14 protein-coding genes are annotated in these 13,326 nt (G+C 49.5%); 6 read left to right on the top strand and 8 right to left on the bottom strand.

The genetic code is table 11. The annotated features are described in order from the left end of the window. The first annotated feature begins 42 nt into the window (after positions 1–42). The gene (locus GA520_RS22965) at positions 43–417 is read left to right on the top strand and encodes a hypothetical protein (RefSeq protein ID WP_163335759.1); all 375 of its coding nucleotides are present in this window, start codon (positions 43–45) and stop codon (positions 415–417) included. A 158-nt stretch (positions 418–575) separates the two neighbouring features. Here GA520_RS22965 and GA520_RS22960 read toward each other — a convergent pair whose 3' ends face one another. The 6 genes from GA520_RS22960 to GA520_RS22935 all read right to left on the bottom strand — a co-directional run bounded on the left by GA520_RS22960 (position 576) and on the right by GA520_RS22935 (position 4,932). Beyond that, positions 576–842 carry a hypothetical protein gene (locus GA520_RS22960; protein WP_163335758.1) on the bottom strand — a complete coding sequence of 89 codons (267 nt, stop codon included), beginning with the start codon at positions 840–842 and terminating at the stop codon, positions 576–578. Between the two features lie 234 nt (positions 843–1,076). Beyond that, positions 1,077–1,340 carry a cell division topological specificity factor MinE gene (gene minE, locus GA520_RS22955; protein ID WP_163335757.1) on the bottom strand — a complete coding sequence of 88 codons (264 nt, stop codon included), beginning with the start codon at positions 1,338–1,340 and terminating at the stop codon, positions 1,077–1,079. Positions 1,341–1,343: 3 nt separating this feature from the next. Further along, positions 1,344–2,159: a septum site-determining protein MinD gene (gene minD / locus GA520_RS22950; protein ID WP_163335756.1), complete on the bottom strand. Its 816-nt coding sequence runs from the start codon at positions 2,157–2,159 to the stop codon at positions 1,344–1,346. A gap of 39 nt (positions 2,160–2,198) precedes the next feature. Continuing rightward, positions 2,199–2,954, bottom strand: a complete 756-nt coding sequence (gene minC, locus GA520_RS22945; RefSeq protein WP_163335755.1) for a septum site-determining protein MinC — start codon at positions 2,952–2,954, stop codon at positions 2,199–2,201. 165 nt (positions 2,955–3,119) lie between these two features. Beyond that, complete coding sequence (locus GA520_RS22940) at positions 3,120–3,863, bottom strand: hypothetical protein (protein ID WP_163335754.1); 744 nt, start codon at positions 3,861–3,863, stop codon at positions 3,120–3,122. A 190-nt stretch (positions 3,864–4,053) separates the two neighbouring features. Then, a complete protein-coding gene (locus GA520_RS22935) occupies positions 4,054–4,932 on the bottom strand; it encodes a glycyl-radical enzyme activating protein (protein WP_240910052.1) in 879 nt (292 codons plus the stop codon). Positions 4,933–5,194: 262 nt separating this feature from the next. Here GA520_RS22935 and GA520_RS22930 point away from each other — a divergent pair, with 262 nt between their 5' ends. From GA520_RS22930 to GA520_RS22920, 3 genes are all read left to right on the top strand, one after another. Further along, complete coding sequence (locus GA520_RS22930; RefSeq protein WP_163335752.1) at positions 5,195–5,599, top strand: DUF4332 domain-containing protein; 405 nt, start codon at positions 5,195–5,197, stop codon at positions 5,597–5,599. Between the two features lie 109 nt (positions 5,600–5,708). Beyond that, the gene (gene thiD / locus GA520_RS22925; protein ID WP_163335751.1) at positions 5,709–6,527 is read left to right on the top strand and encodes a bifunctional hydroxymethylpyrimidine kinase/phosphomethylpyrimidine kinase; all 819 of its coding nucleotides are present in this window, start codon (positions 5,709–5,711) and stop codon (positions 6,525–6,527) included. A 120-nt stretch (positions 6,528–6,647) separates the two neighbouring features. Then, entirely contained in the window at positions 6,648–7,223 is a 576-nt protein-coding gene (locus GA520_RS22920) for a flavodoxin family protein (RefSeq protein WP_163335750.1), read from the top strand. Positions 7,224–7,257: 34 nt separating this feature from the next. Here the strand turns inward: GA520_RS22920 and GA520_RS22915 are convergent, their stop codons facing one another. Next, complete coding sequence (locus GA520_RS22915) at positions 7,258–9,639, bottom strand: PAS domain S-box protein (RefSeq protein ID WP_163335749.1); 2,382 nt, start codon at positions 9,637–9,639, stop codon at positions 7,258–7,260. Positions 9,640–9,745: 106 nt separating this feature from the next. Continuing rightward, positions 9,746–10,918 (bottom strand): iron-containing alcohol dehydrogenase, encoded by a 1,173-nt coding sequence (locus GA520_RS22910; protein WP_163335748.1) that lies wholly within the window; start codon positions 10,916–10,918, stop codon positions 9,746–9,748. A 411-nt stretch (positions 10,919–11,329) separates the two neighbouring features. Between GA520_RS22910 and ilvB the strand changes: the two genes are divergently transcribed. Further along, the gene (gene ilvB / locus GA520_RS22905) at positions 11,330–13,018 is read left to right on the top strand and encodes an acetolactate synthase large subunit (protein WP_163335747.1); all 1,689 of its coding nucleotides are present in this window, start codon (positions 11,330–11,332) and stop codon (positions 13,016–13,018) included. Continuing rightward, on the top strand, positions 12,999–13,289 hold the full coding sequence (gene ilvN / locus GA520_RS22900; RefSeq protein WP_163335746.1) for an acetolactate synthase small subunit: 291 nt from the start codon (positions 12,999–13,001) through the stop codon (positions 13,287–13,289). Before ilvB ends, ilvN begins: the two co-directional genes overlap by 20 nt. Positions 13,290–13,326: the final 37 nt, after the last annotated feature.

Genomic DNA, 13,326 nt, shown 5'->3' with positions numbered 1-13,326 from the left:
TTCGTGAAGAAAAATGATCTGACATAAACTAAGGAGAACATAATGAAAAGAATCGCCCTTGCACTATCCGTCCTCGCCCTGTTCTGTTTCGCTACCGGCGCGATGGCCGTTGACCAAGCAGCAATTTCTAAAAATGTTGATGAAATTGTGGCGGGAATCGAGTCCGGTACAGATGCCACGTCCTTTAAGGCGGATTCTGTTGAGCCATACGCCTTTATTATGCAGGAAGATGGTCAGATGCTTGCGCACCCCTCTTTAACCGGGAAAAGTTTGAAAGAGGTGGCCGGGCCTGTATACGAGGCACTACTGCAGGCAACCCCGGAAGGCGTATGGGTTGAATATGAGTGGAAAGGAAAAATGAAGCACACCTATGCCAGGAAAACCTCCTCAAACCTGATTGTTGGCAGCGGCTATTAATTAGAGACCAACTTAAGTATGTGTCTCACCCACTTACTTACCTCACACTCTCATCTCTCACATTGCACCTTTGCAGGGTGAGTAGGTGGCGTGGGACGGAATATCGATTCCAGATAAATCCGCTGATTTATCTGGAATCGATTCGTTCTATGTTGGCCTTATGACAGGTGGCTATCCCGCTGATTCCACAAGCTGTTCGGCAGAATATTCATTGATTCAATCCATTCTTTTCCCTTCCCTGCCATCTGCTCACAGTACTTCAGAGAATAGCGTGTGATAAGAGTGAAAATGGTGAGTGGGCAGAAAAGGATTGGTGAATGAATAAGCTCAAGGATAGGGATAATATCGCTGCAAATCCACAGCTTGAGAGCCTCCTTATTAGATAGATGAAGGGTCAGGGTGAACAGCCTGGTTTTGGAAATCACACTCCAACCTACTTGGGCTCAAGTGCAGATATCGGTATCGAATCTTCGCATACTGGTGTTTCAAAGGATGTTCAGGTCGGACAATTATCGGAAAAGTGTGGTAGAAGTTGCTCTCTTGTGCTGTTTGAAGATTCCTAAGGCAGAAGTGAGAGCCCCGGAAGGGTGACCGGGGCTTTGTCTCATCATATAGATAGGTTGTCGGGGTGGTAGCCGGAATGATTCTGTTTCAGCTGGTTATGGTGTAACAGTCTCTGCCGGCAAAATTACATTCAGTTCCAATACCTCGCAATCATCTTCCTTATCGAGTTTAACCTTCACCGCTCCGTCCGGAACCTGGATGTATTTGCGGACTACCAGAAGAAGTTCCTCCTTCATCATCGGCAGGTAGTCTGGTCCGTTACGGGTCATCCTTTCCTGGGCGACGATGATCTGCAATCTGTCCTTGGCGGTGGAGGCGGATGTTTTCCTGTTGTTTCGAAAGAAGTCTAAGAATCTCATGTGTTAGCTCCTGAAAATTCGAAGTTTCTGGAAAAATCCTTTTTTCTCGACTTCCAGGAAGCGATGCGTCAACTCCTCTCCCAGTAATCGTCCTACCGCATCGTCATATGCCTGTCCGGCCTTGCTCTCGGAGTCAAGGATTACAGGATTACCAGCATTGGAAGCCTGCAAGACAGATTGAGACTCTGGGACTACTCCCAGCAGCGGAATCGCGAGTATATCAGTGACATCGTCGACGCTCAGCATTTCTCCTTTTTCAACCCTGGATGGTTCGTACCGGGTTAACAGCAGGTGTTCTTTCACCGGTTCACGGTTATGGACAGCTCGCGCCGTTTTGCTGGCCAACAGGCCAAGGATGCGGTCGGAATCACGTACTGAGGAGACTTCTGGATTGGTGACGATCACCGCTTCATCAGCGAAGTACATTGCCATGAAAGCACCCTTTTCAATACCGGCCGGTGAGTCGCAGATGATGTAATCAAAACTCTCGGAGAGTTCGTTGATCACCCTCTCAACTCCATCAATATCAAGGGTGTCTTTGTCCTGGGTTTGTGAGGCAGGCAGGATGTAAAGATTGTCGACTCTTTTATCCCTGATGAGTGATTGGTTGAGATTCGATTCCTGGCGGATGACGTTGATGAAGTCATAAACCACCCTGCGTTCGCAGCCCATAATGAGATCGAGATTACGGAGACCGACGTCAAAGTCGATGACCACAGTTTTATAACCGCGCAAGGCCAATCCTGTTCCGATAGCTGCGCTGGTAGTGGTTTTACCCACACCGCCCTTGCCTGATGTTACTACTATAATTTTTGCCATTGTTTACCTCTTGGCTTGATATATGAAAGGCACTGCCTGTTAGGGGATAAGTGGATTGATATTCAGACTTTCCTGCTGAAGTGATATCTGTACTGCTGTATTGCGTCTGTTTTCAGGTATATCTTCATGGATTGTATAATAGCCGGCAATTGCGACCAGATCTGCCTGCAGGTCGTGACAGAATATTCTGGCTTCCTGCCAGCCAGTTACGCCTGCCAGGGCGCGACCGCGTAAATTGCCGTACACATGGATGTGGCCGTCAGCCATGATTTCGGCCCCTGTGTTGACAGAGGACAAGACAATCAGATCGCCGCCTTGGGCATAAATCCGTTGTCCGGATCGCACAGTTTGGTGCACTATCATGGTTGGCTGGTACGATTGTCCCGAGGTTTGTTCTGAAGAACCTTGTAGTGGCCGGGGCGTTGTTGGCTGTGATTCCGGTGTCGATCGCATTGGTTTTTTGGAGGGCCAGACTGCTATTCCCCTGATCCTGGCACTATTTTCCAGGGATTCAGGTGCTCCGGTTATGCCAACGGGAACAAACTGGTGGGAGGTAACCATCCTGTAAAGGTCATCCAGCCAGTCACCATCAATGTCTTCCGGGAAGTCCTTAAAGTCGAACAATACTGGGGCGCTTCGGAAGAAATCCGGTCCCTGTTTAGCCTTTTCTTGAAGCTGTCCATTGATCGTGACCAGGTTACTTTCGTAGATCTCAAGAACCAGAAGGCTAACTGTTTTGACTTTCAATGCCGCTGCCACTTCTTCTGTGGGGGCTTCAGGCGTGATAGGGCTCATGGAAAACAACGGATGGTTAAACCTCAGTGTTGATTGTTGCTGTTGTTGCGATTCAGGAAAGCCACTATTTGTACAGCTATTTTGCCCTGAATTCAAGTTAATTACCAACTTCATCCTTGACTGAAAATATGCTAAAGATCCTGTTGGAATAGCTGAAATTACTGGCTATGGTGCGGGAGTGCCACCAATTTCCCGTAACAGAAAAATGGCTTCCTCCAGGCCGATACGGTTGTTGTCGTTGATGTCTCCGTCTGTTGTTATCTGGTTCATCGATTGGTCTGTGAGCGTTTTCAGCACAAGCATCAGATCGTAAAGATCAATCGTCTTATCGCCATTCATGTCTCCCCTGGTATCTTCAACTGAGAGTTGCAGCATGGAAACGGAATATTTGGGAAAGGTGTGGTTTACCAAGCCTCCCTCCGGCGCCTGGAGTGCGAGAGGCGGCGCATTGGAAAAATCGACGTTCGGTTCGCTGACTCCATTGTAGACTATGGTTGTGGTGCTGAGGCTGTCTGCACCTGCATAGTCGAGAAGGGCGCTTTGTATGCGGTTGCCATTCACCGAGATGGTTGCATCGATGGGGTTTCCTGTCTTGTTGACAGCCATGAGGCTCAGGGTTGTGTTGTCGATACCGCTCACGAGTGTTTCCCAGGGGTCCAATTGAAAGGAATTGCTCCAGCTTCCACCGGGGAAACGTACCAGCGTAGTCCAGGATTGGTCGGCACGTATGATGAAGCCAGGGTCGGCCGCGTGGCTCCTGTTTATCCAAGTGGGGAGATTGGTGCTTAGTAAATTATGGGTTCTGGTGTGGCCTGCAAGAGAAGGATTAATGGTAACAGAAACCTGGGGCTCCGTAAATGTCAGGGGAGTAAACAGCAGGAGAATAAAGAGGGAGGCAAAACGTTTCAATATTCATTATCAACCTTATGCACATGCTTAATGATGCAGAACTCAAGAATAGAATTGTGATGTGTTAAGATAGTTTACTTTGAGGTGATAATTTTACGAGGTCCATTGCAGTCCTTACGGTGCTCTGGAGTGGGATTTCGGGTTTTCTGGTTGACAAAAAGTGTCTACGGGAGTGACAAGTACAGATTGATTATTTTACTTTCGAGGTAATTTGCAGCCCGTACGCTTCGAGTATGGATTTTACCTCAAGGATACTTTTCTCATCCGGGATGAGATGCTGTATCCGGAGTGAAAGGCCTGTTTTGTGGCGGACAGTTTGATGTTGGATGTCATCAAGAGAGAGGAGCTGAATTGCATTCCTATTGCCCAGCTCGGTTAAAAAAGCTCCCGTTGCCTTGATATTTTCTTCACTATCGTTCACGTTTTTTATGAGAAGCAGCCTGATTTGCACGCCAGCTCCGGTTGCTGACAGCTCCCTGAGGTTATGCAGGGGCAGCTCGTTTGGTTGTCCCGTCATTTGCTGGTGTACATCAGAATCCATATGCCTGATGGTGTAGAGGAACATGTCTGTGCGTTTGGCAACCTGCAGCAAGACGCTGGTTGGTACAGAGCCGGAAGTGCTGACAACACGGTGAAGAGGGAACTTGCCGCACTCGTCCAGAAGGTGGATAAGTGTGTCCGGCTGTAATAGCGGTTCTCCGCCTGTGAACAGGACCTGGCTTGCTGTTTGGCTATGGAGCGGGAGCTGCGTCTCAATCTGTTCCATTACCTGTTTGCAGCTCTGTCTTTCACCCACCGTACTAAATACAAGTGATGGGCAGATTTCTACACAATTCAGGCACAGATTACAGCTGTTTGTTTTCCTGTACAGGCTGTTCTCGTTAAGGCTTATGGCCTCTTGGGGGCAGCCGTATACACATTCGCGGCAGGCGATGCAGTTTTCTCTGTTACATACGATTTCAAGGTCGGGAGAAATGAATTCAGGATGTAAACACCAAGGGCATTGCAGGGAACAGCCTTTGAAGTAAATGACTGTGCCGGTTTCCCCATGATTGATGCTGACAAGCATAGATTCTTTGAGTCGATCCATTTTAGTGGTTAGTTGGTCGACCCTCAGGGCGGTGACCAGAGGGTGAAAGCGAATGGGAATGATTCACAATATCTCTATTGACAATGGAAGACCTGTACATAGTTTTCAAAAAATAATAACATTCAATTTCTCTTCAATGTGAATGTTGTTTCAAGAGCGACTTGAACGAGTACTTTCCTATTTCAAGGACTTCTCAAGTACGTACAATTTTGGGATGGTAAACCAGCCAAGAGGTGAAACGATGTCAAAATTATCAATAATTGAGGGAATTGGGAAGAAGTATAGTGAGAAACTGGAAGCTGCAGGGATTACCTCAACGGAGCAATTGCTGGCCGAAGCAGGAACAAAGAAAGGTAGAAAGTCCATAGCGGCGAAAGCCGATGTCAGTGAAAAAATGCTGCTGAGCTGGGTAAATAGAGCCGATCTGTTCCGGATTAAGGGTATTGGCACGCAGTATGCCGACCTGCTTGAATCGGCGGGAGTTGATTCCGTGCCGGAACTGGCCCAGCGAACACCTGAAAATCTCCTTATGAAATTGCAGGAAATAAACGATAAAAAGAAACTTGTCCGTGCCATGCCGTATCTCAAGCAGGTGCAGAAGTGGGTCGTCAGGGCAAAGGATTTGCCGCGAGCCGTTACTCACTGAAATAAAGACCTTTTCAGGAGGGGGATTCACTTGTCGTTGGCTTGTAACTGCGGTACTATCCGCTCATCAGATAATTAAATTGTGCCCTTACTAAAAACGACAAAGTGATATGAAGAAATATACTCGAGTGTTAACCATTGCAGGCTCAGACAGCGGAGGTGGAGCGGGTATTCAGGCTGATTTGAAGGCTTTTTCCGCTTGCGGCTGTTATGGCATGTCGGCGGTGACAGCTATAACAGCTCAAAATACTGTAGGTGTAACGGATATTCATCCAATCCCGGTGGTCACAATTCAGGCCCAGATACGTGCTGTTATAGGCGATATCGGGGTAGATGCGGTGAAGATTGGAATGCTGCATTCTACAGAGGTTATCCGTGGCGTGGCAGAGGTTCTGAATACGCACGACATTCGTAAGGTGGTGCTGGATCCGGTGATGGTTGCAACAAGCGGCGACCGGTTGATAGAAAGAGATGCTGTCTCTTCCTTAAAGGAAGATCTTTTCCCGCAGGTGTATGTTATAACACCCAATATACCTGAGGCGGAGTTGCTCCTGGATACAAAAATTGAAAGCCGGCAGGCCTTTGAGGAGGCCGCCTACGAGTTATCCCGAAACCATAATGTGTCCGTGTTATTGAAAGCCGGACATTTTTCCGGGAAGACCCTCGAAGACATCCTTGTACTTGCCGGCGACGGTGGAGTGCACAGGTATGCCAATAGCCGTATTGCTACCACCAACACCCATGGTACCGGTTGCACCCTCTCTTCTGCGCTGGCTTCTTATATTGGCAAAGGGTATGATTTGCCCGAGGCAGTTGGCTTAGCCGAAAAGTACCTGCATAAGGCCATTGAGGCGGGTGCTGCTTTTGAACTGGGCAAGGGGCATGGCCCGGTACATCATTTTCACGAGTATTGGCCTAAAGAGAAGTAGGTAGTTTTCAACCAAAACTCAGCATTCCGGAGTCTGCGCCGAGAGGTAGTTTCAGGATGGAAACCAAGTAGTTTTGGGATGGCAAATAAGTAGATCACTGTAGACCCTCAAGGAGATATCATGCACACCGTTATTGTACTGGGAAGCCCAAGGAAAAAAGGAAACAGTGAGGTTCTTGTTCGGGCTATTGCAAAAGGACTGGAGTCTACCGGAGGGAGTGTAGAGTATATTCGGTTGAACTCGCTTTCCCTGCGCCCCTGCCAGGGATGTGGCGGTTGCGATAAGACCGGGGCGTGCGTGATAAAAGATGACATGACCGATATCTATAGCCAGGTAGACAGGGCAGACAGGCTCATCGTCACGACTCCTATCTATTTCTATACGGTGTCGGCGCAGTTGAAGATTTTTATGGACCGGATGCAGGCATTCTGGGCAAGGAAGTATAACCTGAAGGTGAAGTACCGCGAAGGAGAAGGGCGTAAAGGATACCTGGTGGCAACAGCGGCCACAACAGGGGAGCGAATCTTTGAATGTGCCGAGCTGCCGGTGCGATATGCCCTCGATGCCATGGGCTTTGACTATGGTCAACCGCTGCTGGTGAAAGGGGTTGACGCCAGGGGGGAAGTGATCAAGGCAGAGGAGCCGCTTCAAAAAGCAATAGTGTTTGGAGAGCAGATAGGAGCGGGGCGCTTATAGCTTGCAGGGCGGTCTGTTCTTTTTTGGCCACCCTTTAGCAGAGGACACGCTCCAGTGTGGTCAGCAGCTCCCAGCCATCAACCGGTTTGGTGATGTATTCGTCCATTCCCGCGGCCAGGAACGTCTCCCTGTCTCCTTTCATGGCGTGGGCGGTTACCGCAATTATGGGTGGTACGGTATCATTCGGTAGTTTTCTTTCCCGGATGGCTTTGGCTGTTTCCAGGCCGTCCATTTCCGGCATCTGTATATCCATCAGGATACAGTCAAAAGGTTTTTCTGCAAGGACCTCAAGGGCTTGCTTGCCGTTTTCTGCAAGGGCGACCTTGTGGCCCATATTTTTCAGCATGGCGGAAATGACCATGCCGTTGATTTTTTCATCCTCAACGACAAGAATATTGGCGGACTGCACGTTATTGCAGTCATGGTGAGTAGTGGCTTCCCTGCTATGACCGCCCTGTCGGCAGCTCTCACTCTGGATGGTGAACTCGACCACTGTGCCGTATCCCGAACGACTTCTGAGTGCCACCTCTCCGTCCATCAGTGTGACCAGTTGTTTGACGATGGATAGGCCCAGGCCGGTACCTGTATATCTTCTCTGGAAAGAACCGTCTGCCTGGACAAATGGTTCAAAAAGATACTGTTTCCTGTTCTCGGGTATGCCAATTCCCGTATCTTCAATGATAAAGGTGAGTAATGTCCTGCCGTTTTGTGTTGGGCCGGATTCAATACGAAGCGATATTCGTCCTTTTTCGGTAAATTTCACAGAGTTACCGAGAAGGTTGACAAGTATCTGCTGCAATCTGAATTTATCCGCCATGATGTAATTGGGAACGCGCTTGGGCAGGATCAGGTTCATCACCGTGTGCTCACTGTCGACGAGTGTTTCAAAAGATTGCATGACCCCCTCGAGGAAGGAGCGGAGATGAAATTTCTCCTTGGAGAGCTCAATTTTCCCGGCCTCAATTTTCGAAAAATCGAGAATGTCACTGATGAGCCGGAGGAGGCTGGAGCCGGATTGCAAGGCGGTGTTGACGTGTTTTTTCTGGTTTGGGTCGAGGCTGGAGTTTTTCAGGAGCTGCAGCATGCCGAGTATGCCGTTCATGGGCGTACGGATCTCATGGCTCATATTGGCGAGGAATTCCGACTTCGCCCTGCTTGCGGATAAGGCGTCGTCCTTAGCCTTTTGGAGCTCTTTCTGGCTCTCGACCCTGCTGGTCGCATCACGGGTTACACCGATTATACCTAGGAATTCATCGTTATCGTCAGTGATAAGTGAGGTGATGGTCTCTACCCAGATGCGGGATCCGTCCTTTTGACGGATTTGAAACTCCCAGAACTGCTGGTCGTCGTAAGTCTGGCCAAGGTGCTGGACTTTTTTGTAATGCATGCGGAACCGATGGTACGCTTCCAGGCTTTTCGGGGGGAAGTGACTTTTGAGTTCCGACTTCGTAAATTCTTCGGGTGAATATCCGACCAGGTCGATGAGTGACGGTGATAAGTAGTTGAATCGAAATTTCGTGTCCATGGTCCAGATTACATCACGAACGTTCTCTGCCAATAACCGGTACCGTTCATCACTGGCCTTCTTTTCGGCAAGGGTCTTCGCCTCCTGGGTGATATCCCGACCGACGCCGACGGTTCCTATGAGGGTTCCGTTGTAATCGAGCAGGGGGGCCTTGTACACATCGAGCATAAGGTATTCATCACGTACCCGTCCTTTTTCCATGAACTGGCCCGGTTTGCCGGATTCGATAACGATCCTGTCGGAATCTGCACAGATTTCGCCAAAGGTGTAGGTGTATCCGTTATTTCTTTCTCTTTCGGTGAAGAACTGATGATTCTTGCCGATTGGGTCGATATCTTCACTTTTGAGTAGTTTCTGCCGGTTGGCTTTATTGGAAAAAATATAGCGACCTTCCAGATCCTTGGCCCAGATAAGATCGGGTACGGCATCCGTCAGCAGGTGCAACAAGTTGTATAATTCGTGGTAGCGTACCTCACTCTGTTTGAGCTTTTTTGCGGCGTTTCTGGTCTCGGTAATATCCTGGAAAATACTCGAGATGGCCTTTTGGCCGTTAAATGTCGTTATGTTTCCGGATAGTCGAACCATCCGGATGGCACCTTCCTGGGTCTTGAGTTCGATTTCAAGATTGGTGACTTTTCCGTTTTTCTGGAGTTGCTCGATATAGAGGCCGCGCTGTTCGGGTTTGTGCCAGTAATCAACAGCTTGTTGTCCTACGACCTGTTGGTGATCGACCTTGAAAAACTCGGCTGCTGCACTGTTGATGTAAAGAACAGTCTTTTTTACAGGGTCAGTGACAACCACCGGCAGCATGGCGCTATCCACCAGTTGAAAAAAGGTGTTGTCGTCATTTTGGGTCTGAGATCGAAGTGCCTGCTGAGAGTGGTTGTGCATCGTTTGTGTATGATGGCTGGGGTGATTTATTTTTGGTAAGTGCCGATATCTTTTTTCAGGTCCCGTTTTGCCAGGGTTGCGGATAGATATTTATCACATAATCTGTTTACAGGCGGTTTTTCAGTATTGTGCACAGTTCATCTTTACTGAACTGCACCGGATTGTATTTATTCCCTGTTCGGGCGGCGATGGTTTCGAGATTGCCTTTATCTAGCCCATAGTTGCCAAGACGGTCTATCCCGCACTGGTCGGTAAACTCTGCCAGGTTTTGAATAAATGCATCCTGGTACTCTTCGTCCGTGAGCCCTTCTTGGCGATTTACTGCGCGCCCCAGTCGGGTATATTTGTCCAGGGCAATCTCGTTGTGGTGGCTGTATCGTAATTTTTGCAGGGTTGCCTTGTTTGTTTCGGCCATGAGTGTGCCGCAGACTACTCCGTGGGGGATGGCGCAATATCCACCGATTGTTGAAGCGAAGCCGTGGATGGTGCCGAGCCCTGCATTGGCCAGTACGATACCGGAGAGGTAGGTCCCATAAGACATAGCCGAGCGTGCCTCGATATCTTCAGGGTTCGCGATAACAGCAGGCAGCGCCGTGGAGACCCGCTGGATACCGTCCAGTGCAAGAGCATCCGTATAGGGGTTGCCGTTGGTTGAGAGGTAGGCCTCCACAAGTTGGGTGTAACAATCCATTCCGCAGGCTGTGGTTATGGCAGGAGGGCAGGAGAGCGTGAGCTCTGGATCAACAACTGCGATATCAGGAACATAGTTGTCATGACGCAGAGATTTCTTGAAACCGTTTGGGCCGGTTCTGGTTATGACTGCATTGCTTGTCGCTTCACTGCCGGTTCCGGAAGTTGTCGGTATTGCAATATACGGGATTTTATGTCCACGTGGGGATTGGGTGCCGACACCTTCAAGGAAGAGTTCCACCGGTTGTTGTTCTTCAAGCATGGCAGAAATCGCCTTGCCGGCGTCGATTACAGAGCCGCCACCGATACCGATAACAACATCAATCGTTTTTTCTGTATAACGGCTCACGAAGGAGTTTATGTCCTCTGGTGATGGTTCGTTCTCGATATGGGCAAGTTCAGTGGAGAAGCCATCTTTTTGAAGGGTAGAGCTGGTCTCTTGCCAAATGGTGGTGGTGGTAAAGGATTTCTTCCCGGTCACAAAGAGCAGGTTTGTGCCAAAAGTGCGGGCAAGCGAGGGCAGCGATCTTATGGTGCCGGGGCCGAAATATAGTTTCGGTGTCTGTTTTATAGAAAATGTATTGACCATCTGCTCCACCTGTTGCGGAATCCGCAGAGAAAGGGAATAGTACCCGGCCAGAATAATGAATGGGAGATGAGAAGGCAAAGGAAAAAGTTAATAATGCCTAGGGGTATAGTGGTGGTTTAAAAAAAATACCGCTTGACTCTCCTGCCAGAATCGGATATCAGGGAAACTCAGAGTAAAAAAACAGATAACAAAAACCGTTACGAATATGACCCGTCTGACCAACACCACAAGCGCAGTTTCTAATCTCGTCCTGGCTCTTATTATTGTCAGTGTGGTGGTCGTGGTGTGCGTGAAGGGCTCAGCGCCGTAACGGGATTAGAAAGAAGCAAATTCAAAACCCCCGTCGGCGCAAGCCGGCGGGGGTTTTTTTTTGCCCTGTCGAAAAGCCCGACACAATCGAGGAGAGTAAAAATGGAAACCATGAGAGGTGCAGAGCTGACAATCCGGTTGCTGGAACGTCAGGGAATCAGAACCATAGCAGGCATACCGGGAGGGGCAAATTTGCCTCTTTATGACGCCCTGTTTAAAAGTACGACAATTAAACATGTATTGACGCGACACGAGCAGGGGGCAGGGTTCCTGGCCCAGGGCATTGCGCGGTCAACCGGGGAGGCCGCAGTCTGTTTTGCCACCTCAGGTCCCGGTGCGACCAATGTGCTGACGGCAATAGCGGATGCCTATCTCGACTCGATTCCTGTGGTTTGTATAACGGGACAGGTGCCGCTGTCGATGATCGGGACTGATGCATTCCAGGAAGTCGACACCTACGGAATGACCATTCCGATCACCAAGCATAATTATCTGGTGCGGTCGGTGGAAGAGCTGTTGCAGGTGATTCCGCATGCCTTCCGGTTGGCACTTTCAGGTCGTCCGGGCCCAGTTGTTGTGGATATCCCGAAAGATATCCAGATGGCGGAGATCGAAATCGCTGAATGGCCTGATCCAGGTTGCCGCGATATCCCGGTCCAGGCTGAAGGGCCCGCTCTTGAGGTCGCGGCAGGTATGATTAATGCGGCCAAGAGACCAATACTCTGCCTTGGTGGCGGTATCATCCATGGCAATGCTACGAGATGCGCCCGGATGTTTGTTGAAAAGGGAAATATTCCAACAACAATGACCCTTATGGGGTTAGGTACCCTGCCTTCAGACAACCCTCTCTCGCTTGGAATGCTTGGTATGCATGCCGCCCGCTCGACGAATATGATTCTAGAAGAGTGCGACCTGTTTATCTCGGCAGGTGCACGATTTGATGACCGGGCTACGGGGAAGCTGATGGAATTTTGTCCGGATGCTAACGTTATCCATATGGATATTGACCCGAGCGAGGTGAGTAAGTTGCGTGCAGCCAATGTCGGTCTGGTGGGAGATGTTCGCCTCTCGCTTGAGGCTCTTTTACCCCTTATCGAGGAAAAAGGGAGGGAGAGCTGGCTCTATCGGGTAGCGAGCCTGAAAAGAAGATATCCGATGGCGGATACGGTTGAGCTCATCCCTGAAAAACCATACGGTCTTATTCTGAAAACAGCTGAGATGGTACAGGATTGTGCACTCGTCGCCACCGATGTCGGTAAGCATCAGATGTGGACGGCCCAGGTCTACCCGTTTGATAAACCACGCCAACTGCTGACCTCAGGTGGATTGGGTACCATGGGATTCGGATTGCCGGCTGCGATCGGGGCATCTCTTGCCAATCCTGGCAAGCGTGTTCTCTGTTTTACGGGGGACGGTAGCCTGCAGATGAATATTCAGGAGCTTGCAACTGCGGTTGAGCAGCAGGTTAATGTCACCATTATTATCATGAACAATAATTCCCTGGGGTTGGTGCGCCAGCAACAGCACCTGTTCTATTCTGCGAATCATTTTGCCTCTGATTTTCAGATAGATATAGATTTTGCTGTTATCGCCCGTGGCTTCGGTATGCGCTCGTATAATGTCGGTGCCGATGGCAGCCTTGTCGATATCCTGGTAACAGCCCTTAATGAGCCGGGGCCATGCCTGGTGAATGTGCCCATCGGCAGAGAGGAGGAGGTCTACCCCATGGTTCCTCCGGGAGCGGCAAACATAGAGATGATAGGAGGAGTCAATGCCAAACAACCCGCTTAATGCAATTATTATACTTGAACTGGTGGTGAACAACCATCCGGGAGTGATGTCTCACGTATGCAGCCTTTTTTCCCGGCGGGCATATAACCTCGAAGCAATCGCCTGCGTACCCATCGGTGACGGAGATACCAGTAAAATCTGGTTACAGGTGGATGAACTTGAGAGGCTGGACCAGGTGATCAAGCAGATCCAAAAATTGCCGGATGTGCTGGAGGTCAAGCGACACGACGGGGAGCATAAAGTTTTTTCAGGTCTTCATGACTATGTCTGATATCGCTGTTGCCCCTGAAGCCAGGGTCAGACCTGAG

Source organism: Desulfopila sp. IMCC35008 (assembly GCF_010646885.2).
Lineage (GTDB): Bacteria > Desulfobacterota > Desulfobulbia > Desulfobulbales > Desulfocapsaceae > Desulfopila.
The sequence above is the reverse complement of the archived record's forward strand: the minus strand, read 5'-3'. Positions and strand labels throughout refer to the sequence as shown.